Origin of the sequence: Bradyrhizobium sp. LVM 105, assembly GCF_003957705.1 — a bacterium.
GTDB lineage: Bacteria > Pseudomonadota > Alphaproteobacteria > Rhizobiales > Xanthobacteraceae > Bradyrhizobium > Bradyrhizobium frederickii.
Map to the genome: position 1 here is coordinate 1 of NZ_QZMV01000031.1, position 25,838 is coordinate 25,838.

At 65.6% G+C, this 25,838-nt stretch carries 27 protein-coding genes and 1 pseudogene; 12 read left to right on the forward strand and 16 right to left on the reverse strand.

Annotation, left to right across the window (positions count from 1 at the left end; genetic code table 11):
- Positions 1-300: 300 nt before the first annotated feature.
- Positions 301-447: a hypothetical protein gene (locus D6B98_RS41170; RefSeq protein WP_164719120.1), complete on the reverse strand. Its 147-nt coding sequence runs from the start codon at positions 445-447 to the stop codon at positions 301-303.
- Between the two features lie 190 nt (positions 448-637).
- Positions 638-1,452, reverse strand: a pseudogene (locus tag D6B98_RS37225) (dienelactone hydrolase family protein).
- A 194-nt stretch (positions 1,453-1,646) separates the two neighbouring features.
- Between D6B98_RS37225 and D6B98_RS37230 the strand changes: the two are divergent.
- Positions 1,647-1,877, forward strand: coding sequence for a DUF2093 domain-containing protein (locus D6B98_RS37230; RefSeq protein ID WP_126261920.1), 231 nt, complete (start codon positions 1,647-1,649; stop codon positions 1,875-1,877).
- A 121-nt stretch (positions 1,878-1,998) separates the two neighbouring features.
- Here D6B98_RS37230 and D6B98_RS37235 read toward each other — a convergent pair whose 3' ends face one another.
- The 9 genes from D6B98_RS37235 to D6B98_RS37275 all read right to left on the reverse strand — a co-directional run bounded on the left by D6B98_RS37235 (position 1,999) and on the right by D6B98_RS37275 (position 9,500).
- Positions 1,999-2,310 (reverse strand): hypothetical protein, encoded by a 312-nt coding sequence (locus D6B98_RS37235; RefSeq protein WP_126261921.1) that lies wholly within the window; start codon positions 2,308-2,310, stop codon positions 1,999-2,001.
- Positions 2,311-2,796: 486 nt separating this feature from the next.
- Positions 2,797-2,982, reverse strand: a complete 186-nt coding sequence (locus D6B98_RS40345) for a hypothetical protein (RefSeq protein ID WP_164719121.1) — start codon at positions 2,980-2,982, stop codon at positions 2,797-2,799.
- Between the two features lie 393 nt (positions 2,983-3,375).
- Positions 3,376-3,711 carry a GYD domain-containing protein gene (locus D6B98_RS37245; RefSeq protein ID WP_011090245.1) on the reverse strand — a complete coding sequence of 112 codons (336 nt, stop codon included), beginning with the start codon at positions 3,709-3,711 and terminating at the stop codon, positions 3,376-3,378.
- 256 nt (positions 3,712-3,967) lie between these two features.
- Complete coding sequence (gene lpxK / locus D6B98_RS37250; RefSeq protein WP_126261923.1) at positions 3,968-4,984, reverse strand: tetraacyldisaccharide 4'-kinase; 1,017 nt, start codon at positions 4,982-4,984, stop codon at positions 3,968-3,970.
- The gene (locus tag D6B98_RS37255) at positions 4,977-6,323 is read right to left on the reverse strand and encodes a 3-deoxy-D-manno-octulosonic acid transferase (protein ID WP_126261924.1); all 1,347 of its coding nucleotides are present in this window, start codon (positions 6,321-6,323) and stop codon (positions 4,977-4,979) included. Before D6B98_RS37255 ends, lpxK begins: the two co-directional genes overlap by 8 nt.
- Positions 6,286-6,999, reverse strand: coding sequence for a lysophospholipid acyltransferase family protein (locus tag D6B98_RS37260; protein ID WP_126261925.1), 714 nt, complete (start codon positions 6,997-6,999; stop codon positions 6,286-6,288). The genes D6B98_RS37255 and D6B98_RS37260 overlap by 38 nt, the downstream gene beginning before the upstream one ends.
- The gene (locus D6B98_RS37265) at positions 6,996-7,238 is read right to left on the reverse strand and encodes a DUF4170 domain-containing protein (RefSeq protein WP_126261926.1); all 243 of its coding nucleotides are present in this window, start codon (positions 7,236-7,238) and stop codon (positions 6,996-6,998) included. Before D6B98_RS37265 ends, D6B98_RS37260 begins: the two co-directional genes overlap by 4 nt.
- A gap of 77 nt (positions 7,239-7,315) precedes the next feature.
- Positions 7,316-8,125: a 3'(2'),5'-bisphosphate nucleotidase CysQ gene (locus tag D6B98_RS37270; RefSeq protein ID WP_126261927.1), complete on the reverse strand. Its 810-nt coding sequence runs from the start codon at positions 8,123-8,125 to the stop codon at positions 7,316-7,318.
- Positions 8,112-9,500, reverse strand: a complete 1,389-nt coding sequence (locus tag D6B98_RS37275) for a TldD/PmbA family protein (protein ID WP_164719123.1) — start codon at positions 9,498-9,500, stop codon at positions 8,112-8,114. The genes D6B98_RS37270 and D6B98_RS37275 overlap by 14 nt, the downstream gene beginning before the upstream one ends.
- Before the next feature lie 264 nt (positions 9,501-9,764).
- On the opposite strand from D6B98_RS37275, the gene D6B98_RS37280 reads away from it, so the two are divergent.
- Positions 9,765-10,283 carry a DUF6101 family protein gene (locus D6B98_RS37280; RefSeq protein WP_126261929.1) on the forward strand — a complete coding sequence of 173 codons (519 nt, stop codon included), beginning with the start codon at positions 9,765-9,767 and terminating at the stop codon, positions 10,281-10,283.
- A 107-nt stretch (positions 10,284-10,390) separates the two neighbouring features.
- Here D6B98_RS37280 and ubiA read toward each other — a convergent pair whose 3' ends face one another.
- On the reverse strand, positions 10,391-11,344 hold the full coding sequence (gene ubiA, locus D6B98_RS37285) for a 4-hydroxybenzoate octaprenyltransferase (protein ID WP_126261930.1): 954 nt from the start codon (positions 11,342-11,344) through the stop codon (positions 10,391-10,393).
- Positions 11,345-11,485: 141 nt separating this feature from the next.
- Complete coding sequence (locus D6B98_RS37290; protein ID WP_126261931.1) at positions 11,486-12,139, reverse strand: hypothetical protein; 654 nt, start codon at positions 12,137-12,139, stop codon at positions 11,486-11,488.
- Positions 12,140-12,349: 210 nt separating this feature from the next.
- Here D6B98_RS37290 and D6B98_RS37295 point away from each other — a divergent pair, with 210 nt between their 5' ends.
- The 6 genes from D6B98_RS37295 to D6B98_RS37320 all read left to right on the forward strand — a co-directional run bounded on the left by D6B98_RS37295 (position 12,350) and on the right by D6B98_RS37320 (position 18,307).
- Positions 12,350-13,120: a 16S rRNA (uracil(1498)-N(3))-methyltransferase gene (locus D6B98_RS37295; protein ID WP_126261932.1), complete on the forward strand. Its 771-nt coding sequence runs from the start codon at positions 12,350-12,352 to the stop codon at positions 13,118-13,120.
- A 119-nt stretch (positions 13,121-13,239) separates the two neighbouring features.
- Positions 13,240-14,391: an ATP phosphoribosyltransferase regulatory subunit gene (locus D6B98_RS37300; protein WP_126261933.1), complete on the forward strand. Its 1,152-nt coding sequence runs from the start codon at positions 13,240-13,242 to the stop codon at positions 14,389-14,391.
- A gap of 2 nt (positions 14,392-14,393) precedes the next feature.
- Positions 14,394-15,371 (forward strand): ATP phosphoribosyltransferase, encoded by a 978-nt coding sequence (gene hisG / locus D6B98_RS37305; RefSeq protein ID WP_126261934.1) that lies wholly within the window; start codon positions 14,394-14,396, stop codon positions 15,369-15,371.
- Positions 15,372-15,470: 99 nt separating this feature from the next.
- Positions 15,471-16,517, forward strand: coding sequence for a glycosyltransferase family 2 protein (locus tag D6B98_RS37310; RefSeq protein ID WP_126261935.1), 1,047 nt, complete (start codon positions 15,471-15,473; stop codon positions 16,515-16,517).
- A complete protein-coding gene (locus D6B98_RS37315; RefSeq protein WP_126261936.1) occupies positions 16,514-17,359 on the forward strand; it encodes a ChbG/HpnK family deacetylase in 846 nt (281 codons plus the stop codon). The genes D6B98_RS37310 and D6B98_RS37315 overlap by 4 nt, the downstream gene beginning before the upstream one ends.
- Positions 17,360-17,485: 126 nt before the next feature.
- Positions 17,486-18,307: a DUF2076 domain-containing protein gene (locus tag D6B98_RS37320; RefSeq protein ID WP_126261937.1), complete on the forward strand. Its 822-nt coding sequence runs from the start codon at positions 17,486-17,488 to the stop codon at positions 18,305-18,307.
- 609 nt (positions 18,308-18,916) lie between these two features.
- Here D6B98_RS37320 and D6B98_RS37325 read toward each other — a convergent pair.
- Complete coding sequence (locus D6B98_RS37325) at positions 18,917-19,744, reverse strand: L,D-transpeptidase (RefSeq protein ID WP_126261938.1); 828 nt, start codon at positions 19,742-19,744, stop codon at positions 18,917-18,919.
- Positions 19,745-20,060: 316 nt separating this feature from the next.
- On the opposite strand from D6B98_RS37325, the gene D6B98_RS37330 reads away from it, so the two are divergent.
- Entirely contained in the window at positions 20,061-20,846 is a 786-nt protein-coding gene (locus D6B98_RS37330; RefSeq protein ID WP_126261939.1) for a protein phosphatase CheZ, read from the forward strand.
- 160 nt (positions 20,847-21,006) lie between these two features.
- Here the strand turns inward: D6B98_RS37330 and D6B98_RS37335 are convergent, their stop codons facing one another.
- Positions 21,007-21,528, reverse strand: a complete 522-nt coding sequence (locus tag D6B98_RS37335) for a hypothetical protein (protein ID WP_164719124.1) — start codon at positions 21,526-21,528, stop codon at positions 21,007-21,009.
- A 316-nt stretch (positions 21,529-21,844) separates the two neighbouring features.
- Here D6B98_RS37335 and D6B98_RS37340 point away from each other — a divergent pair, with 316 nt between their 5' ends.
- From D6B98_RS37340 to D6B98_RS37350, 3 genes are all read left to right on the forward strand, one after another.
- The gene (locus tag D6B98_RS37340; RefSeq protein ID WP_028134320.1) at positions 21,845-22,141 is read left to right on the forward strand and encodes a co-chaperone GroES; all 297 of its coding nucleotides are present in this window, start codon (positions 21,845-21,847) and stop codon (positions 22,139-22,141) included.
- A 147-nt stretch (positions 22,142-22,288) separates the two neighbouring features.
- Positions 22,289-23,920, forward strand: a complete 1,632-nt coding sequence (gene groL, locus D6B98_RS37345) for a chaperonin GroEL (protein ID WP_126261941.1) — start codon at positions 22,289-22,291, stop codon at positions 23,918-23,920.
- A gap of 141 nt (positions 23,921-24,061) precedes the next feature.
- Complete coding sequence (locus D6B98_RS37350; protein WP_126261942.1) at positions 24,062-25,273, forward strand: hypothetical protein; 1,212 nt, start codon at positions 24,062-24,064, stop codon at positions 25,271-25,273.
- A gap of 144 nt (positions 25,274-25,417) precedes the next feature.
- On the opposite strand, the gene D6B98_RS37355 is transcribed toward D6B98_RS37350, so the two are convergent.
- On the reverse strand, positions 25,418-25,816 hold the full coding sequence (locus D6B98_RS37355) for an META domain-containing protein (protein WP_164719125.1): 399 nt from the start codon (positions 25,814-25,816) through the stop codon (positions 25,418-25,420).
- Between the last annotated feature and the right edge of the window lie 22 nt (positions 25,817-25,838).

Genomic DNA, 25,838 nt, shown 5'->3' on the forward strand with positions numbered 1-25,838 from the left:
ATCAATCGACTTGACCAACGGCCAACCTGTCAGTGATGTGTCCGAACAGGTGTCAGCCATGTCCCCGGACTAAACATCAAGCCGGGCGATGACAGCGAGTGTGTGGGAGGCGCGCGCAGCTCCAAGCGTCATTGCGAGCCAACGGGTCCGCGCGCAGCGCGGCCCGATGACAGGCTCCGCGAAGCAATCCAGGTGTTTCCGCGGAGAGACTCTGGATTGCTTCGTCGCATCAGCGCAAAATTGCTACGCAATTTTGTCGCGAGCTCCTCGCAATGACGGAGCATGTGGAGGCCGCACCGCCTACCGGCAGGACAATCCCGCGTCGATCGTGGTCCAGAAGCCGCAATGGTCCGGCGCGCGCTGTGGGGCGCCGGCGTGGGCCTCGTACAGGAAGATCGCGACGGTGAAGACGACGAGTGCGGAGAAGAGGACGATGCGGCTGCGCATGGGAATTGCGTTTAATCGACATCGTGGTCGAACTAAGGCGCCGTCACGTGCTGAAATCGGCGCCTTGCGCGATTCGTAGATTCCCGGTCGGCCCCGCTTGATGTGGGAGGTGTAGCCCGCATGAGCGCAGCGATATGCGGGACCAGCCTCCCCGGATATCGCTGCGCTCATCCGGGCTACGGTACCGCCATCACCGCGCCAGCCATTTCGCGACATCTTTCTGCGATTCCGCGCGCGCCTGCGCATCGGTGCCGAGATGCCGCGCTCGGGCGCTGTGGCATCGTTGCTGCCGGCAGCTGCGTGCAGCGGCGTGTCGAAATCGTGATAGGCGCCGGGATAGACCACGATGCGCGCGAGCGCGCTGCGGCCATGCGCGCCTTCGACCATCTGGCGGCAGGCCGGCGGAGACGAGACGTCGTCATCGGCGCCGATCAGCACCAGGGTGGGCACCCGCGTGCTCCAGCCGAGGCCGGCGGAAATCCGGCAATCGGGATAGAACGCGATCGCGGCGCGGAAATCCGGGCCGAGGTCCCGCGCGGCACTCTGCGGACGCACGGCCCAGAGCAGCGCGCTGGCGCCATTGGCCCAGCCCATCAGGCTGACGCGGTCGCGCGCCACCCAACTCTGCTTCACCAGCCAGGCCCGCGCCGCCGCGATGTCGGCGACGCGCTCACGGCGCGCCTTGACGTGCATCTCCTTGACCCGGCATTGCGGCCCGAGCTCGCGCGAGCCGTAGCTGTCGGGCCACAGCACGGCGTTGCCGGCCTTGAGCAGGCGCTCGGCCCAGTCGCGATAGCGCGGCAGGACGGAATCGGAATGGCCACCGAGCCCGCCGCAGCCATGCAGCGCGATCACGGTCGGAAACGGGCCTGCACCCTCGGGCTTGTAGAGCTGCGCATGGAGGACGCCTGACGCCAGCGGAATTTCGACCGGCTGCGGCGCCGGCGCGGCAGGCGCGGCCGACATCAGCAGCGTCATGAACAGGGCGGTCAATCGAAGGCGCATCGGACTCTGCCGTAGGAGGTGCCGGAACCAGCGATCCTTCGCGGAAGGCATTGTCACGCGGGAGCGGCGGCAAAACATCACAAGCCGGTGGGTTTAACGGGCGGACAAGCCGCCCTATCTATGCTACATCCCGGCCAACACATCGTGCCCTCCAGGGGTTTCCTCAGGTCGGCCTTCCACGGAGACTTTCGACCGTGCTGAACAAGTTCGGCCCCTCGGGCCATGGCGAAGCGCAGGTGCAATATCTCGACGGCGATTTCCGCGTGATCTCGCCGGGGACCTACGTACGCTGCGCGATCACCGACGCGCGGATCCCGCTCGACGAGCTGAAGTACTGGAGCGTGGACCTGCAGGAGGCCTACGCCACGCCCGCCGCCGTCTTGCAGCGGCATTTTCCCGGCGCGCCGAAACCGCAGGAATCGTGATCTCGTAGGGTGGGCAAAGGCGCAATGCGCCGTGCCCACCATCTCTGCACGATCGCGACGAAGCACGTGGGCACGCTTCGCTTTGCTCACCCTACAAGATCGAACTCTTGGCATGGTTCGGCTATTGCGGCTCGGGAGCATCGCCGCCCACGCAGGTCTTGATAAAACTCTTCCGCGCCTCACCGACGATCTTCTGATCGATCGCCTGCTTCAGGCAATCGAGCCGCGCCTGCGCCAGGCAGAGCTGGAGCTGATCGCGCTTGTCCTGCCCTTTCAGGCTCGCCGTCGTGGCAAGGCATGTCACGCGCTTGGTGGCGGGAACCGGCACGGTGGCGGTCGGAGCGGCGGCAGCCGGTGCGGATGTCTGAGCAAGGGCGGGCAAAACCGGCAGACATATGAGGCTGGCGGTAAGAAGCGCGGACTGCAATTTCATCTGACCTCTCCTGGACGCAGCTCACTCGATAGGAGCCTCGCCATGAATGCCGGCTGAATGCATTCATTTGAGTTTCCGCTCAGCCGCAACGGCGTGAGCGGCACCGTTGATGACGAAGCAGGGATAAGGGTGTGTCAGTTGCGACGATATGCGCGCGCGTGATTTGCCAGTCCTCACCGCCGATGATCTCCGCCACGCCGCTCCGCGTTGCATCGAACAGTGCGTGCACTCAGTGGTCATTCATTTCGCGCTGTGGTTGGATTCTTCGTTGCGATTCGGCGCCCTTAAGTTGTTCGACGAAGTCTTGATGAAACAGAGGGCTGCTATAGTTGCATGTTAGGTAACTGGCCCTGCTCCTTTTATCGCGCAGACAATCAAGCCAACCAAACGACCATTGAGCTTTGGAATTGGTGCAGTCTGTGAACGGGCTCATATCGAAGAGCCATCGGGACGGCTACGTTCACCAGGAAAATTCGCGGCGGAATATCAAGCCAAACGATGGGGGTGATCATGCCCGCCATATTCGAGTTGCTCTATCGAGAATATTGTCGCGCCCGTCTTGCTGAAATGCGGAAACAGCTTCTGATCGCGACTGAACGCGCTCGCGCGCTGGACGCGGATCATCATCCTGCAGATCGGGGTGACGACGATAAGACGGACATACATCGCCAACCCGATAACCGCGCGCCGCACTGAAGCGGCCCGACCACGGGCAACCTCTCCCGCGTAGCAATGACCAAGCAATTGGCAACAGTTTGGGAGCCTGCAATGAATACACCCGAATATTATACTGTCATGGTGGCCTGCCTCTCGTGCCTGACCATTGTCGGAATGATGGCCGCTGGGGCGTGGTGAGCATAACTGCTGAAGCACGACCGCCGCGGGGACCGAGGCTGCTGGCACGTTCAATCCGACCCATGGCAGACGCAGCACGCACCGCATTGCATCGTCCGTCGATGGACGCCAGACCCTTGCCTCGCCTCGGCTTGCAGAATTGATTGTTTCTATGATGTGAGCGTTGCCGCCGCCTGCAACGCCTGCGGCGGCAACGCTCGAGATCCGGTGTCAGCCTCCGGGCGGAGTATATGAGGAGCGCAGCTTCGCAGCGTTCTGGCGGACCTGCTTGATCTCGTCCTGCGTGAACAACCGGGTCAGCTTCACGTTCTGCAGGGTGCCTGCCGTAACGGTCAGTCCGGAAATGGCCGGAGCCGCACTGGGATCAGGCACATCGAAAATTACCAGGACGCCTGGGCCATCGGCCGCAACGCTGTACATCGAGATCAGCTTTCCGCCGGCCGCCTCGATAAGTTTCCTGGCCGCTTCCTGGCGATTGGTCGTTGGATTTTCCAAGATAGCGTTGAGAGCGCGTGGTGTGTATTGTCCGGTGAGGCAAAAATGCATGGCATGCTCTCCTCTGTTTTTTGGCAATGACTCTCCCTGCCGCTCCGAACTGGTCGTTGCGGCCGTCGCATCTGAAATAACAAGATCGCGCCCGCCGTGGGCATAAACGCCGTCGATGATTGCCGGGAGTTCGGCACGTCCTGGTGACGGCTCTCGTGAAAGGCTACATCAACTGCCAAGAGTGCGGAAGAGAATTCGTCACCCGCGACACGTCGCTGGATGAGCTATGGCAGAGACGCTTGCCTAGTGCACGAGATCAACGCGCGCTGTACCGCCGCTCGCGCGCCTTGTAGAGATGATCGCTGATCAATTGCCGCAGCTTTGCCGGCTCGTCGAACTCGAGCTCAACGGCGAATGGCACGATGCCGTCGGGCACGTCCGCGCGGCCGCGCAGGCGTGCAAGGTCTTTCTCTGTCGTCACCAGCGTGAGCTGCTCGCGCCGCGCGTCCGCTGCGAGCGCTGCGATCTCGTCCTGCGAAAACAAGTGGTGGTCGGCGAAGGCGCGCGTGCGCGCGACCGCGATGCCGCTGGCGTGCAGAGTGCGAAAGAAGCGCTCGGGGTCGCCGATGCCGGCGAACGCGAAGACCCGCTCGCCGGACAGCTGCGCGAGCGAGGCCGCAACCGGCTTCAGGCGTGCGCGCAGCTCCGGCTTGTCGCGCTTGGCGAGCTCGGCGGCGACATCGTTGGCCGCGCGGCCGTCGCCGATCAGCACCAGCGCGTCGGTGCGCGCGAGCTGCGCCTGCAACGGCGCGCGCAGGGGGCCCGCAGGAAACACCTGGCCGTTGCCGAGGCCGCGCTCGCTGTCGATCACGATCAAGGAGGCGTCCTTGAGCAGGCGCGGGTTCTGAAAACCGTCGTCCATCAGGATCATTGTGGCGCCTTGCGACTTCGCCAGCGCGACACCGTCGAGGCGGTCGCGCGCGACCGCGACCGGGACGTCGCGCGCCATCATCAGGGGCTCGTCGCCGACATCGGCCGCGGTGTGGCGTGCGCGGTCGACCATCACAGGGCCTTTCAGGCGCCCGCCATAGCCGCGGCTGAGCACCACCGGCGTCTCGCCGAGCTCGCGCAACAGCTTGGTCAGCGCCAGCACGGTCGGGGTCTTGCCGGCGCCGCCGACATGGTAATTGCCGACGCAGATCACGGGAATGCCGGCGTCCGTGCCCGGGAGCAGCATGCGCCGCTCGGCGATCGCGCCGTAGAGCGCTCCGAGCGGCCATAACGCATACGACTGAAGTGAACGTGGCCGGTACCAGAAGGCCGGCTCACGCATTGGCAGCCCCCATCTCGATCCGCAATTGCAGCAGATAGGGCTCGAGCGCCGCCATGGTGCGATCCAGCGCGCCGCCGAGCTGCTCGACCACGCCGGTGCCTGCGCGCTGCATCTTCTCGCGCAGGGCGGGATCGGCCAGCAACTGGCCGAGCTGCTTGACCAGCGCCTCCTGCGTGTCGGCCTGCCGCGCCGCGCCGCTCGCATCGAGCGCCTCGAACACTTCGGTGAAGTTGAAGACGTGCGGACCATGGACGATGGCGGCGCCGAGCTTGATCGCCTCGATCGGATTCTGTCCGCCGTGGCGGATCAGCGAGCCGCCCATGAACACGATCGGCGAGAGGCGGTAGAACAGGCCGAGCTCGCCCATTGTGTCGGCGACATAGATGTCGGTGGTCGCGGTCGGCAGCTCCTCGCGCGAGCGCAACGCCGGCGTCAGGCCCGAGGCCGTGATCAGGCCGGCGATCGAAGCGCCGCGATCGGGATGCCGCGGCACGATCACGGTGAGGAGCTGCGGGAAGAAACCGACGAGGCTGCGATGCGCCGCGACCAGCATCTCGTCCTCGCCCGGATGGGTCGAGGCCGCGACGATGATCGGCCGGCCGCGCGTCATCGCCATCAGCCGCTCGAGCTTGGCGGGATCGGCCGGCGGCGCCGGCACGTCGAGCTTGAGATTGCCCGTGGTGACGACATCGCGGCCGCCCAGCGCGGAGAAGCGCTCGGCATCGATCTTCGACTGCGCCAGGCAGATGTCGAACCGCGACAGCAGCGCCGAGATGGTGCCGTGCATGCGCTGCCAGCGCGGGAAGGAGCGCGGCGACATCCGCCCGTTGATCAGCACCATCGGCACCCGGCGCGCCGCGCCGGCCAGGATCAGGTTCGGCCACAGATCGGATTCGATGAACAGCGCCAGCGACGGCTTCCAATGGTCGAGGAAGCGCGCGACGTAGCGCGGGGAATCGTACGGCACGTATTGATGGATGACGTCGGGCGGAAAGCGCTTTGCGACCACGGCAGCCGAGGTGACGGTGCCCGAGGTGAGCAGGATGCGCAGATTGAGATCGCGCAAACGCTCGATCAGCGCCGCCGCGGCCAGCACCTCGCCGACACTGGCGCCGTGGATCCAGACCAGCGGGCCATGCGGCCGCACGTCGCGGGACAGGCCGCGCCGCTCGCCGACGCGCGCGGGGTCCTCCTTGCCCTGCCTGAGCCGCCGCTTGATCAGCGCAGGCGCAAGCGGCACCAGGCCCGCGGCCAGGCGCCGATACATCCGCAGCGTCATCGGCAGTGCAATGGGCAGCGATTTAGCCATCTTGCGGCCCCGGGCGGCCGAGCTGCGCATAGGCGCGCCTGGTCGCCTCGTTCAACGTCTCTTCCAGCTCCAGCCGCAGCGCTTCCATCGTGGCGGCGTCGGCATCTGCGGGAACGTGGATTTCCTTGATGCCGACCAAGGCGCCCCGCCCGAACGGCAGATTGATGGTGGTGCGGTCCCAGTTCTTCAGCCGGATGAAGCGGCTGGTCGCCATCGCGAAAGGCATGATCGGCCGCCCCGATTCCCGTGCCAGCATGATAATGCCAAGCCCGGCCACGCGCGCGCGCTTGGGGACATCGGCAGTCAGCGCGACATTACAACCGTCCTGGAGGGTCCGCACCATTTCCTTGAAGGCGCCGACCCCGCCCTTGCGGTGAAAGGCGCCGCCATGATCGCCGGAACCGCGGATCAGGCCGATGCCGAGCCGCTCCACCGCGATGGCGTTGAACTCGCCGTCGCGGTGACGGGAAATCAGCACCTTGGCCCGGTAGGAATCCTTGTTCTTGATGAAGGGGGTGAGGAAATGCTGGCCGTGCCAGAAGGCGAAGATGGCCGGGATCTGCGGCTCGACGCGTTCATAGACGTCGGGCGGATCGAACGTGAATTTGTTGGTCCGCCAGACCAGACGCAGATATTCGGCCGCCAGAACCCCGACGGCACGCTGAAACCAGCTGCTTCGCAGCGTATTGCGAAGCAGTTTTTTCAACGTGCCGGTTCTTGATTCGGGTCGAGCAGCCGATGGAGATGGACGATGAAATAGCGCATCTGCGCATTGTCGACCGTGCTCTGCGCCTTGGCCCGCCAGGCGGCGTGGGCGGTGGCATAATTCGGAAACAGGCCGACGATCTCGACGTCGTCGAGATTCTTGAAGACGTTGTGCTCGAGATCGACGAGCTCGCCGCCGATGACGAGGTGAAGCAGTTGTTGCGGGGCACTATCTGGCATCAGTTCTGTTCCTAACGGGCTGCCCGGCAAAGCAGTGTTCGACAAGCACAGTGTTCGACAAGCACGACGCGAAGCGCCTAGGCCAAGGGGCGGTTTCGAAAATGCGCGACAATGCCCGCATGACGATCGCGCCCCGCTGCCACCAGCACCCCGTGCGCCACTTCCCGGCGGTTATAGAGGATGGGTTCTCCGGAGAGGTCGCTCATCTTACCATCGGCTTCCTGCACGATCAAATCGGCCGCCGCAAGGTCCCAATCGTGGCTGTTGCCCCCCGCAAAAGCCGCATCCAGCGCGCCATGGGCGACCCGGCACAGGCGCAGCGCCAGCGAGCCGATTCGCGGATGCAGCTTGATGTCGCCGAGGGACGGCTTCAGGCGCTCGACCAGCGGCTTCGGCCCGGCGACGCGGGCGAAATCCAGTTCGGCTCCCGAGGTCGCCCGCACCGGGACGCCGTTGAGCGTCGTGCCGCGTCCGCGCGCGGCGAAGAAGAACTCGCCGGTCGTCGGCGCGAACACCGCGGCCAGCACGGGCGAGGCATCCTCGACCAGCGCGACGCTGACGCACCAATCGTCATGGCCACTCAGGTAATTGCGCGTACCGTCGATGGGATCGACGATCCAGGTCAGCCGCCGCGACAGCCGGGCCGCATCGTCGGCGCTCTCTTCCGAGAGCCAGCCATAATCCGGCGTCGCGCCGCGCAAGCGCCTTTCGAGCAGATCGTTGACGGCGATGTCGGCTTCCGAGACCGGCGAGGAGGCGCCCTTGGTCCACTTCTTCAGCTCGGTGCGGAACATCGACTGCGCCAGCGCGCCCGCCTCCCGCACCGTCTCCTGCAGCAGCGCCGCGTCGCGCGTCAGGATCGTGTCGTTCGCGTCAACGTCCGCCAAGCGTCAAACCCTCGATGCGCACCGTCGGCGCATTGATGCCGTAGCGAAACTCGAGATTGTTCGCGGGCTGCATCGACCTGAAGATCTCGAACAGATGGCCGGCGATCGTCACCTCGCTGACGGGATAGGTGATCTCGCCGTTCTCGATCCAGAAGCCGGAGGCGCCGCGGCTGTAATCGCCGGTCACGCCGTTGACGCCGGAGCCGATCAGATCGGTGACGTAGAAACCCTGCTTGATGTCGGAGATCAGCTCGGCGGGGCTCAGCGTGCCGGCCTCGAGATGCAGATTGTAGGGCCCCGGCGAGGGCGAGGAGGAGACGCCGCGATGGGCGTGGCCGGTGGTGACGAGACCGAGCTCGCGCGCGGTGGCGCAATCGAGCAGCCAGGTCGTCAGCACGCCCTCGTCGACCAGCGCGGTTCTCTTCACCGCGACGCCCTCGGCATCGAAGGTCTGCGAGCGCAGGCCGCGCTTGCGCAGGGGATCGTCGATGATGCGGATGTTGTTGGCAAACAGCTGCTGGCCGAGCTTGTCCTTCAGGAAGCTGGTCTTGCGCGCGATCGAGGCGCCGTTGATGGCGCCGACGAGATGACCGACCAGGGAGCCGGCAACACGCGGATCGAACACGACGGGGACCTTGCAGGTTTCGACCTTGCGCGGATTGTAGCGCGCCACGGTGCGCTCGCCGGCGGAACGGCCGACGGCTTCCGGCGACAGCAGATCGGCGGCATGCGGCGCCGAGGTGAAGTCGTAGTCGCGCTCCATGCCGGTACCCTCGCCCGCGATGGCGGTGGCCGAGATGCCCTGGCTGGAGCGCAGGTAGGAGCCGTGGAAGCCGGTCGAGGTGACGAGCACCATGCCGCCGATGCCGGCGGAGGCCGAGGCGCCGCCGGATTTTGTCACTCCCTTCACGGCGAGCGCCGCGGCTTCCGCCGCGAGCGCGCGGCGTTCGAGCTCGCCGGTTGCGGGCACACCGGGATCGAGCAGGTCGAGATCGGGGAAATCGCGCGCGAGCAGCGCGGGATCGGCGAGGCCGACATATTTGTCGTCGGGCGCCACGCGCGCCATCGCGACCGCGCGTTCGGCAAGCTTGGTCACGGCATCGCCGCTGACGTCGTTGGTCGAGACCACCGCCTGGCGCTGGCCGACCAGCACCCGCAGGCCGACGTCGTCGCCCTCCGACCGCTCGGATTCCTCGACGCGTCCGTCGCGCACCTCGACGCCTTGCGAGACGCCGCGCACCGCGACCGCATCGGCCGCGTCCGCGCCGGCGCGCTTGGCCGCCTCGACCAGCCGCTGCGCGAGATCGGAGAGCGCGGACTGATCGAACAGGTCGCGATTGGCTGTGGTCGAGCTTGCGGATGGTGAAGCGTTCACGAACGAAATCCTGTTGGGGCGGGGTGCGGGGGCCGGAACCCACAGATGTGCCCTGATCGCGCGGACTTCAAGCATTTTCAGCCCGCCAAAGCTCAGATTCGCCCTATCGGCGCAACGTCTCGTCAATCATGCGCGCCAAGGTCTTGTCAATCATGACGAGCAGTGACGGTGGGTTAACCAGCCTTTTTAAGCGGTTTCGGAAGAGCGCGCGCTAAGGTCCTCGCATCGACCGGGAACATAATCCCGGCGGGGAGAACGAAAGCCGTGAGGCGTCAAACAGCAACATGCGGGGCCCACCCCGCCGGGTCGAGCCGCTCACTGCGGCTCGACCCTCTTTCCCTTCCGGTCCGCTTCGATGCGCATGACCCGCGCGCCGACGGATATGTCAGGCAGATCGAGCTTCATCGCGAACGTGTCGTGCTGCGCCGTGCCGTCCGCGGCATGCAGATGGCAATCAACGTCCGCGTCAGCGACTTCACCGGCGTCGCGCTGCGCGGCAACGACGAGGCCCAAGCCCTCGTGCTCGTGCATCGCGATCCCTCGTTGTCCGTGCCGCTGCTGGTCGGGGCCGATGGCGACGAGCTCATCGAGGCCTGGGCGATCTGGAGCGAGCTGTTCGCGCTGCCGCAGCTCGACGAAGGTGCGCGCAAGCCCGCAGCCCGCCGCCGCCGCGCCAATGCGATCCGCGCCCGCCGCCCGAAATTCCTGATGCGTCGGCGCGTCGCCATGGCGCGCGAACTGCCGGTTCATCAAGGCGAACGCGAGATCATCGCAAGGGATTGAGCAAGATGTCGTAGGGTGGGTTAGCCGAAGGCGTAACCCACCTCTTTACTTTCGATGCGGATGACGTTGATGGGTTACGCTTCGCTAACCCACCCTACGCATTTGCATTACGCCCGCATCAGCGCATCGGCGAGCAATCCCGCGAACAGCAGCAAGCCCGCATCCCTGTTCGACTTGAACAGGCGCAAACACAATTTCGGATCCTCGATCCGCAGCCGCACGATCTGCCACGCCAGATGCGCGGCGAAGGCGGCGAGGCCGAGCCAGGCCGGCCAGCGCGCATCGCCTGAGGCCAGCGCGACGCCGATCAGCATCACCGACAGCCCGTAGAACAGGATCAGCGCCTGGTACGTATGCGCGCCGAACAGGCGTGCGGTCGACTTGATGCCGATCAGTGCGTCGTCCTCGGCATCCTGATGCGCGTAGATCGTGTCATAGCCGATCACCCAGGAAATCGCGCCGGCATAGAGCACCAGCGCAGTGAGATCGATGCGGCCGAAGGTGACGGCAAATCCCATCAACGCGCCCCAGGAGAAGGCAAGCCCGAGCACGATCTGCGGCCACCAGGTGATCCGCTTCATGAAGGGATAGATCGCGACGATCAGGAGCGATGCGATGCCGGTCGCGATCGCGAAGCGGTTGAACTGCAGCAGCACCAGAAGGCCGATCAGGGCCTGCAAGACCATGAAGGCCAGCGCCTGCTTCGTGCTCACCTGCCCCGACGGCAGCGGCCGCGAGCGCGTGCGCTCGACCTTGTCGTCGAGATCGCGGTCGGTGATATCGTTCCAGGTGCAGCCCGCTCCGCGCATCACGAAGGCGCCGACGAAGAACAGCACGATGGTGAGCGGCAGTCCGCGGACGTCATGCGCCATGCCGCTCGCGAGCGCAGCCGACCACCAGCATGGCATCAACAGCAGCCAGGAGCCGATCGGACGATCGAACCGGGACAGGCGGAGGTAAGGCCGCGCCCATGGCGGCGCGAGCGTATCGACCCAGTTGCCGGTGGAATCGGCAACGCGGGCGGATGTGCTAGTGCCCAGTTTTCGAAGTTCGTATTCCATCGCGGCGTATTCCGGTACGAACTTCGAAAACTACAAGGGCACTAGCCAGAAAATTTTAGTTCACGTGCCGCTTATCGATTTGAAATTCCTATGCGATCTCGCGGCGAGCACCGTAGGAGCTTCAAATCGGCGGCACGTGTATCATCGGGTGAGGACGTTGCCGTTGAGCGTGTCGAAGGTGCTGCCGCCCTTCTTGCCGGCATTGGCCTCAGGCGCCGAGCCCGACCCAAGCACCTCGCTCAGCGACGGGCCGGCGGGACGCGCCTGCTGTTGCTGCGCAACGTTGCAGACCTTGTTCGCCATGGCCTCGGTGTTCTTGTGGCCGTCCTTCATCTGCGCGCCGACCTGCGGCGGAATTCCGCATTTGGCCGAGTGAGTCTCGATGTACTTGATCATCTTGGTTTCAGCCTGGCTGAAACTGCGGATCAGCTTGCAGGCCTCGTCAGGCGGGGCGTGACGGTCGCTCGCGGCCTTGATCAGCTTGCCGCGCTTCTCGGCTTCCTCGCGCAGGGGCATGAACGTCTTCATGCAATCCTCGCCGGGACCGGCCTGGGTCGGCGGAGCCGCGCTGAAAGCTCCGGCGCCACCGATCGGCGCGGCGCCGTTCACGGGAAATGACGATTGCGGAGCCGCGCCAACCGACGCGGTCGGCGCCGAGCCGTTCACCGGCGGAAACGCCGAACTGGCGGGCGCCTGATTGGGCAGGGGGGCCGGGAACGCGCTTTGCGCATAGGCACAAGAGGCGCCCATGGTGACCATGGCGGCAGCGATCGGAACCATCAAATGACGGATCATCAAGAAAATCTCTCCGGCAGGAGCTTACGGGGTCCAGCGTCTTCCAATCGAAGCGCAACCAGCGTGCTCGCGATTTTACGATTCCCGCCGGCGCTTAACAACCCGCCGAATAGGGCAAGAGCGCGGCGCACCGACGCGGCGGTTTGGCAATATTTACCCCCGAAATGACCGCTTTCGGTTAATAACGGCGCCAAATTGGACTTTTGAACGATGCCCGCCCACGACTTTCGCGCCCCCCGCCTGTTCGTCGACGCCCCCCTTGCCCAGGACGCCAGGGTCGCGCTCGACCGCGACCAGAGCAATTATCTCGGCAACGTGCTGCGGCTTGGCGCCGGGGCCGAGGTTTTGGCGTTCAACGGGCGGGACGGCGAGTGGCAGGCCGCCATTGAAGGCCGCAAGCGGCCGGACGGCCTCGTCATCCTGCAGCAGACCCGGCCCCAGGACCGGCTTGCCGACCTCACCTACGTCTTCGCCCCGCTGAAACATGCCCGGCTCGACTACATGGTCCAGAAGGCCATCGAGATGGGCGCCGCCGCGCTGCAGCCGGTTCTGACCCGGTTCACCCAGGCCTCCCGGGTCAACACCGAGCGGATGCGGGCCAACGTCGTCGAGGCAGCCGAGCAATGCGGCATTTTGAGCATCGCCAGTGTCGCCGAACCGGTCGCCTTGGAGCGCTTCCTCAGCCAGCGCCCGGCCGACCGCCTGCTGATCTTCTGCGACGAGGCCGCGGAGGTCGAAAACCCGGTTCAGAGCCTGCAAGCCGCACGCGCGGCCGGACAGGGTATCGACGTCCTGATCGGCCCCGAAGGCGGCTTTGCCGAAGAAGAGCGCGCCCTGCTGCTGCGGCAACCCAGGATTCTCCGGCTCGCCCTGGGACCCCGGATCATGCGGGCCGACACGGCCGCCGTGGCGGCGCTGGCGCTGGTGCAGGCGGTGCTGGGCGATTGGGGCGGCCGGATCACCGACGCCAAATCCGACTGACCCCCCGTTAAGCGATTGATCCTTTGGAGGTCGAAACCGCTTTCGGGCCATGCTAAGGGCTGCGCAATTCCTGTCCTTCCCTTGCCTGCCCGGTTCCACCGGGACGATGGACCACTGTCATGACCGCGACTGCCACCTCAAATGCTGCCGGCTCCGCCGCCTGGGCGGATACGCTGCTCTTGTCGTTCGCGCAGGCCGGCTATGTCAGGGCCGAGCCGGCGATCCTGCAGCCGGCCGAGCCGTTCCTCGACCTCTCCGGCGAGGACATCCGCAAGAGCCTGTACCTGACCACGGACCTCACGGGCGAGGAGCTGTGCCTGCGCCCGGACCTGACCATTCCGGTCGCCCGCGACTACCTCGCCTCCGGCCGCGCCGGCCAGCCGGCCGGGTTCAGCTATCTCGGTCCGGTGTTTCGCTACCGCAGCGGCCAGGCCAGCGAATTCCTGCAGGCCGGCATCGAATCGTTCGGCCGCCAGGACCGCGCCGCGGCCGACGCCGAGACGCTGGCACTGGCGCTAGAGGCGACCGCGGCCTTCGGCGTCCGCGACGTCGAGATCCGCACCGGCGACGTGGCGCTGTTCAACGCGCTGCTCGATGCGCTCGACCTCTATCCGGTCTGGCGCCGCCGCCTGGTCAAGGATTTCAACCGCAAGATCAGCCTGGAGCAGGATCTGGAGCGGCTGGCGGCCGCGACCACCGCGACCCGCAGCGAATATCAGGGCGTGCTCGCCGCGCTCGCGGGCTCCGACCGCAAGGCCGCGCTCGCCTTCGTCACCGACCTGATGTCGATCGCCGGCACCACCAATGTCGGCGGCCGCACCACCGCCGAGATCGCCGATCGCTTCCTCGAGCAGTCGACGCTGAAGGGCGGCGCGCTGCCGCGCGAGGCGATCACCGTGCTCAAGCGTTTCCTGTCGATATCAGGCAATCCCGACGATTCCATCGCCGCGCTGCGCGCGCTCACCGCCGATGCAAAGCTCGACCTTGCTGCGGCCATCGACCAGTTCGAAAGCCGGGTCGGCTTCATGGCCGCGCGCGGCATCGACGTGAAGCAGACCCGCTTCTCGACCGCGTTCGGGCGCGGCCTCGACTATTACACCGGCTTCGAATTCGAGCTGCATCACCGGGGCAACGGCGCCGAGCCGCTGGTCGCCGGCGGCCGCTATGACGGACTGATGACCCAGCTCGGCTCGGCTGAACCTATTCCCGCGGTCGGCTTCTCGGTCTGGGTGGACGCGCTGACCAGGATCGGCCGCAAGGTGGGAGCTTGATCATGAGCGCGCCGTTCGTTCTGGCCGTTCCCTCCAAGGGCCGCCTGCAGGAAAACACCGAGGCCTTCTTCGCCCGCGCCGGCCTGAAGCTGTCGAAGGCCGGCGGCGCGCGCGACTATCGCGGCACCATCGCCGGCCTCGACAATGTCGAGGTCGCCTATCTCTCGGCGAGCGAGATCGCATCGCAGCTGTCGCGCGGCTTCGCGCATCTCGGCGTCACCGGCGAGGACCTGGTGCGCGAGAACATTGCCGACGCCGACAAGCGCGTGTCGCTGATCGACGGGCTCGGCTTCGGCTATGCCGACGTCGTCGTCGCGGTGCCGCAGGCCTGGATCGACGTCCGCACCATGGCCGATCTCGACGACGTCACCACCGGCTTCCGCGAGCAGCATCACATGCGGATGCGGGTCGCGACCAAGTTCGTCAATCTCACCCGCGCCTTCTTCCAGAGCCACGGCATCACCGATTACCGCATCGTCGAAAGCGCCGGTGCGACCGAAGGCGCACCTGCGGCCGGCAGCGCCGAGCTGATCGTCGACATCACCACGACCGGCGCGACGCTGGCCGCCAACGGCTTGCGGGTGCTCGACGACGGCGTGATCCTGCGCAGCCAGGCCAATCTGGTCGCCTCGAAGGAGGCCGACTGGTCGCCGCAGGCCCGGGAGACCGCGCGCATCATCCTCGATCACATCGCCGCAAGGGCGCGGGCCAACAAATACCGCGAGGTCCGCACCCGCTTCCGGCAATGCGACGCCGCCCTGCTCGGCGAAGCCCATAGCCGGTTCGGCGTCGAGGCTCCGTTCGGCGGGCCGACCTCGTCAGGCATGCTGACGTTGCACTGCCCACCGGGGCAGCTCTATGCCCTGGCGAGCTTCCTGCGCGAGCATGGCGCCGAGACCGTCTCGGTGGTCTCGCTCGACTACGTGTTCGACCGGGAGAACCCGCTGTTCGCGAAGCTCGAAGCGTTCCTGCGGCGGTGAGCCCCAGGCCGGTTCAGCTTTTCCGTTCAGCTTTGCGACAGCAAACGGCAGCTACCATATGCTGTTGAGATGACTTTGAAGCCTCTGGAACCTTGATCGATGACGCTGGGCTCTGACGTATCAGGCATGACGACCACCGCAGGCACCGCCGCCGCGAAGGGACTGTCGATCGTCGTCCCCGTCTACAACGAGGCGGCGGGCCTCGCCGCCCTGCATCAGCGCATCTGCGATCTGGCAAGAACCTTGCGGGAGCGCTATCGGCTGTCTTGCGAGATCGTCTATGTCGACGACGGCAGCAAGGATGCGACGCTGGCGATCGCACGTGGCCTGCCGGCCGATGCGATCGACGTCCAGGTGGTGTCGCTGTCGCGCAATTTCGGCAAGGAGGCGGCGCTGATGGCCGGCCTCGACCATGCCCGGCTCGGCGCCGTCATGTTCATGGACGGTGACGGCCAGCATCCGCCGGCCCTGATCGAACAGCTGGTGCGGCACTGGATCGAAGACGGCTATGACGTCGTCTACACCGCCAAGGCGCATCGCGACAACGAGACCTTCCTGCGCCGCGTCGCCGTGCACGGTTTCTATGCGCTGATCAATTGGGGCGCACGGCAGAAGATTCCCGAGGACGCCGGCGACTTCCGCCTGCTCTCCCCGCGCGCCGTCGCCGCGCTCAGGCAATTGCCCGAGCGCAACCGCTTCTTCAAGGGCCTCGCCAGCTGGATCGGATTCCGCCAGATCCGGGTCGATTACGAGCCCGCGGCGCGCGTCCACGGCGTCACCACCTTCAACGCCGCAAGCCTGCTTGGCCTGTCGATCGAGGGCCTGACCTCGTTTTCGGTGGCGCCCTTGCGCTTCGCCAGCCTGTTCGGCGTCATCCTTGCCGGAGGCGCCTTCCTGTTCGGCCTTTCGATCCTCTGGGAGGTGTTCACGACCGGCAAGCAGGTGCCCGGCTATCCTTCGCTCGTGATCGGCCTGATGACGATCGGCGGCGTGCAGCTCATCATGATCGGTATCGTCGGCGAATATATCGGCAAGATCCTCTCCGAGCTGAAGGCGCGCCCGATCTACTTCGTCGCCGAGCACAGCGAGAAGCACTTCGAGACCGACAAGGCGGACGACGCCGCGAAGAGGACGGCGGCCGAATGAGCGCGGCCGCGGAGCTGCGGCGGATCTGGGTCTGCGCCGACGATTATGGCATCAGTCCGGGCGTCAACCGCGCCATCCGCGACCTGATCGAACGCGGCCGCCTCAACGCCACGTCGGTGATGATGGTAGGGCCGGCGATCGAGCGCAGCGAGGTCGAAGCGCTCCAGGCCGCCGCGACAGCGAGCCCGCGCTGCGCGATCGGATTGCACGTGACGCTGTCGGCGCCGTTCCGGCCGCTCACCATGCATTTCCGTCCGCTCGACGGCGACATGTTCATGCCGTTTCCGAAGCTGCTGCGCGCGGGCGCCTTACGGCGGCTCGACCCCGAATTCGTCCGCAACGAGGTGAAGGCGCAGCTCGCCGCCTTCGCGGAGGCGTTCGGCCGCGCGCCCGACTTCGTCGACGGCCATCAGCATGTGCAGCTCTATCCGCAGGTGCGCGACGGCTTCGTCGATGCGGTTGTTGCTGCCGCACCAAACGCCTGGGTGCGCCAGTGCGGCCGCGACCTGCCGCTCAAGCAGCGGCTGGCCTCCCCCAAGGCCATGGTTCTCGATATCCTCAGCGCGCAATTCCGCCGCCGGGCCGGCAGCGCCGGCCTCAGCTTCAATCCCGGCTTCGCCGGCGCCTATGATTTCACGCGGGCGGCCGATTTCGGCGCGCTGATGTGCCAATTCCTGGAAGGCCTCCCCGACGGCGGCCTCGTGATGTGCCACCCCGGCTTCGTCGACGATGCCCTTGCCGGCCTCGACCCGATGACGGATGTCCGGGAGCGGGAGCACGCCTATCTCGCAAGCGACGCCTTCGCGCGTCTTTTGGCGGACAGCGGGGCCACGCTGGGGTGAAGACAGCGGACGGCAAGCCGCGAGGCAGCTTGTCGCATACCGAAATTTAATCCGGCCGGCACTGTTGGGGCCACAATGGAACCCTACATCTCCTGCGCGCTTGGTTTTGCGCAAAGGAGACAGATCATGACGCCGCAGGAACGCCAGCTCGTCGACGACCTTTTTGACCGGCTTTCGAAGCTGGAAAACGCACCGCGCGATCCCGATGCGATCGCCGCGATCTCCGAAGGGCTGCGCAAGGCACCCGGCGCGATCTATGCGCTGGTGCAGACGACGCTGGTGCAGGACGAGGCGCTGAAGCGAGCGAATGCCCGCATCCAGGAGCTGGAAGCGGCCCATGCGCCCGAACAGGCGCAGTCCGGCGGCTTCCTCGACACCATGCGTGACACGCTGTTCGGCGGAGGCCCCTCGCGCGGCTCGGTTCCGAACGTGCCGCCGCGTGAGCAGCGGCCAGTCTGGAACAGCAGCGGAGCGGCGCAGCAAACGCAGCCGGGCTACGGTGCGCCGCCTTACGGACAGGCCTACGGCCAAGGCCCGGGTCAGGGCTATGGCGCTCCGCCGGTCGGCGGTGGTGGCGGCTCGTTCCTCGGCACGGCGGCCGCGGCCGCGGCCGGCGTCGTCGGCGGCTCGCTGTTGCTCTCCAGCATCCGCGGCATGATGGGCGGATCGCACCAGCAGGCTTTCGGCGACACCAATGGCCTCGGTGACCGCAGCGCCGGTGGAAGCCCTTGGAGCGGCAGCGACCAGTCCGGCGGCTCGCTCGCGCGCGATGCCGGTCTCGACGACGTCGGCTCGAATCGCGAGTCCCGCCAAGGCTTCACCGACCAGGCGTCGAACGACCGCGACAACAACGACCAGAACTACGGCGACGATCGCGACCACAGCTTCGACACGGCCGATGACAGCGACTTCGGCGGCGACGACGACGGCGGCAGCGATTACGCGTAGGCAATTCGAGCGACAGACGTGTAACGGCCGCCTCCGGGCGGCCGTTTTCTTTGGAAGCAGAGCTCAAGCGTCCGCTCGGCCATCATCCGCAAGGAGGCCATTCGATATAATATGACTAGTGCATGCGCTGCTCGGAGAGCACTGAGCAGAACGTCACGAGACGCGCCTGACTTCACCATACACAACGAAATCGCACTCTGACACGTGCCGCACGTAGACTCCCGGATTTCCAAATTTGGACATAGGTGTTCAACTGGGCGAACACGTTGCTTGCCACACGTCGTGGCTGCCTCTCTTGGCTAAAGTCGAAGGGTTTCGAGAATGAGTCCACTTCAGCAGCGCATTGCAAGCCTGAGCGACGTCACAACACATCTCATCACCGAATTGTACGAGTTGGAGGGACTGCACGAGCGCATCAGGAAGGCGGAGCTGACGGTGCGGTGCTTGAACCGCTCGGCTCGCGCACCGCATCCGGCCTCGTCAACTCGTCGTCGGCGCTCCGCTGTCCCTCGTCTCGGGTTGCGGCACCGTCAGCAGTCATGACCCTTCAGGCGCATTTCGGGTCGGCGCGGCAATCGGATTTGATCGCTGCATCGAGCGTATGACGCTTCACATCACCACGACCTTGGTGCCGACATTGACGCGGCCATAGAGGTCGATGACGTCCTCGTTGCGCATGCGGATGCAGCCGGAGGAGACATTGGTGCCGATGGTCCAGGGCTCGTTGGAGCCGTGGATGCGATAGAGCGTCGAGCCCAGATACATCGCGCGGGCACCGAGCGGATTCTCCGGGCCGCCCTCCATGTGCCGGGGTAGATCCGGCCGGCGCGCCAGCATCTCGGCCGGCGGCGTCCAGTCCGGCCATTCGCGCTTGGCCGTGATCGACTTCACGCCGGACCAGGTGAAGCCGGGGCGCCCGACGCCGATGCCGTAGCGCATCGCCCGGCCGTTGCCCTCGACGAGATAGAGGAACTTGTTCGGAGTATCGACCACGATCGTGCCAGGACTTTCCTTGCCGCTATAGTCAACGAGTTGTTTCTCGAATTTCGGATCGAACTGACGCTGCCGCGGATCGACCGCGTCCTGCTGGAGCGTGCCCTGCTGATATCCGCCTTGTTGATATCCACCTTGCATCTGCGGCTCGCCCATCGGCGGCAGGCGGCGCTGATCGTAATAAGCCGGCTGCTGCTGATACACCGGCCGCTCGGGCGCGTAGGCCGGACCGCGGCCGGGACCGTCGCCGAACAGGAATTCGATGAAACCGCCGCCCATGTTCGAATTGGAGGCGACGCGCACCGGCGCGGGCGGCACCTGCGGCGCATAGAGCACCGCGGGCGGATCGTTCGGCACGGTGTTGTCGAAGGCGCCGGCCTCGTTAGCGCCGACAATGAAGGTGCAAGCGCTGCCGAGCAGCGCGACAGACATTTTCTTGAACATCGACGTACTCTGTACTGTTTCGTCTAGATCACATGCGTCGTGGAGAGCTGGTGGCTGGTCCGCGCCCTTCGACGTGGTCAATAAAAGGCAAAAGGCGTTTTGTTTGGTAAACGGAAAGCGTGTTTGGATTCACCACGTCGCGAGCGAAGCGGCAATTTGGCGATCAGCGTTTATTTTCGATGAACGCGGCGCGGCCATGGTTAATCGCTTCTTTGCACCGCGGCGCGCGACGCAGCACAACAGTTCCGGCTGTGAACTTCGTGTTAAATCGCTTCTGCCTACAAAGACGCGTGAGTGAGGTGGGGGGAGTATCCTGATGGCTGTTCACCGCAAACGTTTTCGCGTCGAGGACATCGCTGGTGGCGAGATGCCGATTTTGGACGTAACCGAAGAGGCAATCCCGATGCATAGCGAGATCATGGCCGAGCTACGCGCGATCCGCGCGCAGATGGCGAAGGGCATCACGGCGGCCCCGCTGTCCGGTAGCGCGGCCATGGCGGCGATCGACGCCTCCACCGCCCACGAGCTTTCCGAGGCGCGCACGATGCTCGAGACCTATCGGGCCCAGATCGAGCAGTGCGAGAAGCTGAAGGTCGAGCTCGACCTCATCCATGACGCCATCGACCGCACCAAGCGCGAAATCGCGACGCTGCACGGCAAGAGCTTTGACGGCGGCGAAATGGCCAAGGTCAATGGCGAGCTCGGCGCGGTGGTCGGCGGCACCGAGCAGGCGACGCAGCAGATCCTCGAAGCCGCGGAATCGATCGACCAGGCCGCCAGCGCCATGTCCAAGGTGGACTCGATCGACCAGCAGAAGCGGCTCGCCGACGACATCCAGGAACGTGTCATCTCGATCTTCGAAGCCTGCAACTTCCAGGACCTGACCGGCCAGCGCATCAGCAAGGTCATGACCACGATGAAGTTCATCGAGCAGCACATCAATGCGATGATGGACATCTGGGGCGGCGTCGACGCGATCAAGTCCCACGTGCCGCCGCAGGTGGACAATCGCAGCGAGGACGAAAAGCTTCTCAACGGCCCGAAGCTCAACGGCGACGTCGGCCACGCCTCGCAGGACGACATCGACGCGCTGTTCGACTGAGCGGACGCGGGATACGGACAAAGCAGAACGCCGGCCTGAGGCCGGCGTTTTCGTTTTGAGATTCTATTTCACCTCGTCATTCCGGGGCACGCGAAGCGTGAACCCGGAATCTCGAGATTCCGGGTTCGGTCCTGCGGACCGCCCCGGAATGACGGAGAAACTAAGCCCTCGGTGCGCAGCGGATGTAGACCATGTTGCCGTAGCGGGTGGCGGCGTCCTTGTCGATGAAGCGGGTGATCAGGACGCGGCCGTCGAAGGAGACGATTTCGCGGTCCTGCTCGCCGGGGGTCGGCCCCGCCGGTCCGATGTAGTTCTTGCCGCTCGGCGAGCCCTTCAGCCGCAGCTCCTGGGGCGTCGCCTGGTCAGCCAGATGCATGATCACGCCGCCGGAGGAACCGGCGGTGATCACGTAGGGATTCTTGCACTGGGCCCGGGCTGCCGCCTCGGTGCGGGCGCGGTCGGCCGGGTTCTGGAACGAGGCCAGCCCCCAGCGGCCCACGATCTCGTCGGCGCGAATGGTCGCAGGCATTTCCGGGGCGACGCCCGGCTCCGCTTCGGGCGGCGGCGCGGACGACGAGAAGGACGGCAGGCTCATGCCGCCGCCACAGGCACCCAGCAGCAGCGCCAGACAAGAGGCGGCCGCCAGATTGGCAACCGTGCGCGCGTGAGCTGAACTGATCATGGCATTCCCCCAAGCAAGACCATGGCCGCACCCCTCACGCAGCCAAGCGCAAAAAAGCTGCCGGAGCAATGACGTCCTTCGATACGTCGGCGCCCCGAACAAGTTTCCAATGCCACCATCCTATATCCGCCTCACCAATCGCTTAACCACCTTTGCTTGACAGGATCGCGGCCAAGCCATATTTCCGAGCCCACTATTAGCACTCGGAAAGCCCGATTGCTAAGCGCGCCGTTCGAACCCTGGGATAGGGGATGGACGGAAGCGCCGCCGCACCCACTTCCACTCCTTCCGAAGCGAGCCTCCAAAGGGAAACGTCATGGCTAAATCCAAATTTCGTCCGCTGCATGACCGTGTCGTGGTCAAACGTATCGACGCCGAGGAAAAGACCAAGGGCGGCATCATCATTCCGGACACTGCCAAGGAAAAGCCGTCCCAGGGTGAGGTCGTCGCCGTCGGCCCGGGCGGCCGCGACGAGACCGGCAAGCTGACCCCGATCGACCTCAAGGTCGGCGACCGCGTGCTGTTCGGCAAGTGGTCGGGCACCGAGGTCAAGATCGACAACGAAGAGCTCCTGATCATGAAGGAGTCGGACATCATGGGCGTTCTGGCCTAAGGCCATCCGCCTGAACAGCCGCTGAATGTCATGCCCGGATCCAGGCGATCCGGGCATCCATTATTCCGCCGGGTTCGATCTTGCGATCCCGGAAGCGATGCGACGAGCCAGCGGCAGACACATCACGAAACACGAGGGACTGCAGAAATGGCTGCCAAAGACGTCAAGTTTTCCGGAGACGCGCGCGATCGCATGCTGCGCGGCGTCGATATTCTCGCCAACGCCGTCAAGGTGACGCTCGGCCCGAAGGGCCGCAACGTCGTCATCGAGAAATCGTTCGGCGCGCCCCGCATCACCAAGGACGGCGTCACCGTCGCCAAGGAGATCGAGCTCGAGGACAAGTTCGAGAACATGGGCGCCCAGATGGTGCGTGAGGTCGCCTCCAAGACCAACGACCTCGCCGGCGACGGCACCACCACCGCGACCGTGCTGGCCCAGGCCATCGTGCGCGAGGGCGCCAAGGCGGTTGCCGCCGGCATGAACCCGATGGACCTCAAGCGCGGCATCGACAGCGCGGTGTTGGCCGTCGTCAAGGACATCGAGAAGCGCGCCAAGCCGGTCGCGGCCTCCTCCGAGGTCGCCCAGGTCGGCACCATCTCGGCGAACGGCGATGCTGCCATCGGCAAGATGATCGCCCAGGCGATGCAGAAGGTCGGCAACGAGGGCGTCATCACCGTCGAAGAGAACAAGTCGCTCGACACCGAAGTCGACATCGTCGAGGGCATGAAGTTCGACCGCGGCTATCTCAGCCCCTACTTCGTCACCAACCCCGAGAAGATGACCGCCGAGCTCGAGGACGCCTACATCCTCCTGCACGAGAAGAAGCTCTCGGGCCTGCAGGCCATGCTGCCGGTGCTGGAAGCGGTGGTGCAGTCGGGCAAGCCGCTCGTCATCATCGCGGAGGACGTCGAGGGCGAGGCGCTCGCCACCCTGGTCGTCAACCGTCTGCGCGGCGGCCTCAAGGTTGCCGCCGTCAAGGCGCCGGGCTTCGGCGACCGCCGCAAGGCCATGCTCGAGGATATCGCGAAACTGACCGGCGGCCAGCTCATCTCCGAAGACCTCGGCATGAAGCTCGAGAACGTCACGGTCAAGATGCTGGGCCGCGCCAAGAAAGTGGTGATCGACAAGGAGAACACCACCATCGTGAACGGCGCCGGCAAGAAGCCCGACATCGAGGCCCGCGTCGGCCAGATCAAGGCCCAGATCGAGGAGACCACCTCGGACTACGACCGCGAGAAGCTCCAGGAGCGCCTCGCCAAGCTCGCCGGCGGCGTCGCGGTGATCCGCGTCGGCGGCGCGACCGAGATCGAGGTCAAGGAGAAGAAGGACCGCGTCGAGGACGCCCTCAACGCCACCCGCGCCGCGGTGCAGGAAGGCATCGTCCCCGGCGGCGGCGTCGCGCTGCTCCGCGCCAGGAAGGCGGTGGGACGTCTCACCAACGCCAATGCCGACGTCCAGGCCGGCATCAACATCGTGCTGAAGGCGCTCGAAGCCCCGATCCGCCAGATCGCCGAGAATGCCGGCGTGGAAGGCTCGATCGTGGTCGGCAAGATCCTGGAGAACAAGTCCGAGACCTTCGGCTTCGACGCCCAGAACGAGGACTATGTCGACATGGTCGAGAAGGGCATCATCGATCCGGCCAAGGTGGTGCGCACCGCGCTGCAGGACGCCTCCTCCGTGGCCGGCCTGCTGGTGACCACCGAGGCCATGGTCGCCGAGACGCCGAAGAAGGAAGCCCCGCCCGCCATGCCCGCCGGCGGCGGCATGGGCGGCTTCTAAGTCCATCCTTGCACGACAATGTTGTGAAGGCCGCCTCCGGGCGGCCTTCTTTTTGGGAACGATGGATACCGCTTTCCGATTCAACCCACGGCCAAAACCCACTACGGTGGCGCCGATTCTGATTGCTTGAGGATGTCGTCGATGCGCGCGCTTCTGGTTTGTTCGACAGCCCTGTTGGCGGTTTTGCTGGCAGCTTCACCCGAGGTCGCCTCCGCCCAGATGAAGCTGTCGCCCAAGGCCACGGCGCCCGGCGGCGTGGAGACGCGCTATTTCACCTCGATCGACGGGTTGATGGACGGCAATGCCGACGTCATCCTGAAGGAGACGCGCCAGGGCAAGACGGTCACCGCGGCCGTGCTCGACGTCTGTTACCCGATCGCGAAGAATTCCGACCGCAAGGACCGCTTCGTCGTCAATCTCCAGGTCGCAGGCCAGACGCTGACCGGCACCACGCAGAGCATCAGTGAGAAGGCGCCCGTCAGCGTCAAGCTGCTGCGCAAGCAGAGCGGAGACTTCTTCGAGTTTCGTGGCCAGATCAGCATCGGCCAGGCGGTGACCGAGGTCACCTCGCCCGACAATTCCGATCTCAGCGAGAAGGAATTCCTGGACAACCAGACCTCCGACGACGGCATCACGGCGCAGCCGAAGGATTTTACCGACGTTTCGCCGGAGGCGATCGCGGTCAAGATCAAGCTGGATGCGGCGACCGACTTCCTGAAGAGCCTGAAGGGCCAGGACGTCGAGGTGACGCTGGCGAGCCTCAATGTCGGCTGCGATGCGCTGCGCGCAGGCGAGCAGACCATCAACATGTCGGTCGATCCCGAGCGCGCCGGCGCGCTGCTGGCGAAGTTCAAGGCGATGCAGGGCGTCACTGCCGCAGGGTGGACCGCCGGCATGACCGAGATGGACCGCACCATCCGCTTTGCCGCGGCCGACTGGCGCGAGGGCGACAAGGTCAACCGCAACAAGCTGGCAACCGCCGTCTCGAACGTCTTGAGCCGAACGCTCGCGGCAAAGCCGGTCTCGCAAAGCTTCAACTCCGCCACGGGCAAGCTCAAGCTGGTCTTCAAGCGCCCGAACCAGGATTTTCCGGCGCTCGAGCTGACCGACACGATCGAGGTCACCGGGCTCGTCTCGCCGGACAAGCCCGGCGCCACCGACAAGCTCATGCTCTGGATCGGCAGCCCCGCGACGACGACGGCCGACGAGAGCAGCGGCGCCAGGCTCAACCTCTCCGACGACGCCTCGGTCGACGAGGAAGGCGACCAGCCCGACGACAACGGCTCGATCGAGGCGCTCGCCAGGGAGCTCAAGGGCCAGCGCTGGGACGCCGACAAGTCGGCGTGGAAGTGACGTACGCCGTGCCCCGGACGTAGCGCGAAGCGCTGCGAGCCGGAGCCCAGAGGCCAGAGCCCAGAGACTGGATCGCGGAGAGTCTGGGTCCCGGCTCTGCGGCGCATCGCTTGCGCGAGGCGCCTTGTCCGGGACACGAGAGCCCTAATTCCCCGTCGTACGAAAGCGCAGCGGCTTGGGGCCGATCAGGGTCAGCACATCGCCCTGACGCTTCCAGGTCTCGACGCTGGCGAGCGCCGCAACGAGCTCGTCGTCGGCCTGGGCTCTTGCCGGCGGGCAGGAGCGGTCCTGGATCTGTCCGGGAACGAAGATCACGGTGTTGCCGGCGACCGAGAACTGGCCCTTGCCGCCCTTGCACCAGAGCTCCAGCACGACCTCGCCGTGGTCGCCGATCTCGATGTTCGGAATCCGCTTGGAGCCCGCTTGCGGCAATGCTTCCAGCGTCATCTCGGTGCCGAACGGAAAACCGTCCTCGGCACGCGCGAGCGTGGACACCGCGAGCATTGCAACCGCCGCACACACCAACCGCTTGAACAAAACCATGAGACCTCTCGTCCGACCTGAT

Excerpts from the sequence above, each read along its gene's own strand:
- D6B98_RS41170 (WP_164719120.1), bottom strand. The coding sequence starts at position 447 with ATGCGCAGCCGCATCGTCCTCTTCTCCGCACTCGTCGTCTTCACCGTC.
- D6B98_RS37235 (WP_126261921.1), bottom strand. The coding sequence starts at position 2,310 with ATGAAATTGCAGTCCGCGCTTCTTACCGCCAGCCTCATATGTCTGCCG.
- D6B98_RS37245 (WP_011090245.1), bottom strand. The coding sequence starts at position 3,711 with ATGCATTTTTGCCTCACCGGACAATACACACCACGCGCTCTCAACGCT.
- lpxK (WP_126261923.1), bottom strand. The coding sequence starts at position 4,984 with ATGCGTGAGCCGGCCTTCTGGTACCGGCCACGTTCACTTCAGTCGTAT.
- D6B98_RS37255 (WP_126261924.1), bottom strand. The coding sequence starts at position 6,323 with ATGCGCAGCTCGGCCGCCCGGGGCCGCAAGATGGCTAAATCGCTGCCC.
- D6B98_RS37265 (WP_126261926.1), bottom strand. The coding sequence starts at position 7,238 with ATGCCAGATAGTGCCCCGCAACAACTGCTTCACCTCGTCATCGGCGGC.
- ubiA (WP_126261930.1), bottom strand. The coding sequence starts at position 11,344 with ATGGAATACGAACTTCGAAAACTGGGCACTAGCACATCCGCCCGCGTT.
- D6B98_RS37290 (WP_126261931.1), bottom strand. The coding sequence starts at position 12,139 with ATGATCCGTCATTTGATGGTTCCGATCGCTGCCGCCATGGTCACCATG.
- D6B98_RS37295 (WP_126261932.1), top strand. The coding sequence starts at position 12,350 with ATGCCCGCCCACGACTTTCGCGCCCCCCGCCTGTTCGTCGACGCCCCC.
- D6B98_RS37300 (WP_126261933.1), top strand. The coding sequence starts at position 13,240 with ATGACCGCGACTGCCACCTCAAATGCTGCCGGCTCCGCCGCCTGGGCG.
- hisG (WP_126261934.1), top strand. The coding sequence starts at position 14,394 with ATGAGCGCGCCGTTCGTTCTGGCCGTTCCCTCCAAGGGCCGCCTGCAG.
- D6B98_RS37310 (WP_126261935.1), top strand. The coding sequence starts at position 15,471 with ATGACGCTGGGCTCTGACGTATCAGGCATGACGACCACCGCAGGCACC.
- D6B98_RS37315 (WP_126261936.1), top strand. The coding sequence starts at position 16,514 with ATGAGCGCGGCCGCGGAGCTGCGGCGGATCTGGGTCTGCGCCGACGAT.
- D6B98_RS37320 (WP_126261937.1), top strand. The coding sequence starts at position 17,486 with ATGACGCCGCAGGAACGCCAGCTCGTCGACGACCTTTTTGACCGGCTT.
- D6B98_RS37325 (WP_126261938.1), bottom strand. The coding sequence starts at position 19,744 with ATGTTCAAGAAAATGTCTGTCGCGCTGCTCGGCAGCGCTTGCACCTTC.
- D6B98_RS37330 (WP_126261939.1), top strand. The coding sequence starts at position 20,061 with ATGGCTGTTCACCGCAAACGTTTTCGCGTCGAGGACATCGCTGGTGGC.
- D6B98_RS37335 (WP_164719124.1), bottom strand. The coding sequence starts at position 21,528 with ATGATCAGTTCAGCTCACGCGCGCACGGTTGCCAATCTGGCGGCCGCC.
- D6B98_RS37340 (WP_028134320.1), top strand. The coding sequence starts at position 21,845 with ATGGCTAAATCCAAATTTCGTCCGCTGCATGACCGTGTCGTGGTCAAA.
- groL (WP_126261941.1), top strand. The coding sequence starts at position 22,289 with ATGGCTGCCAAAGACGTCAAGTTTTCCGGAGACGCGCGCGATCGCATG.
- D6B98_RS37350 (WP_126261942.1), top strand. The coding sequence starts at position 24,062 with ATGCGCGCGCTTCTGGTTTGTTCGACAGCCCTGTTGGCGGTTTTGCTG.
- D6B98_RS37355 (WP_164719125.1), bottom strand. The coding sequence starts at position 25,816 with ATGGTTTTGTTCAAGCGGTTGGTGTGTGCGGCGGTTGCAATGCTCGCG.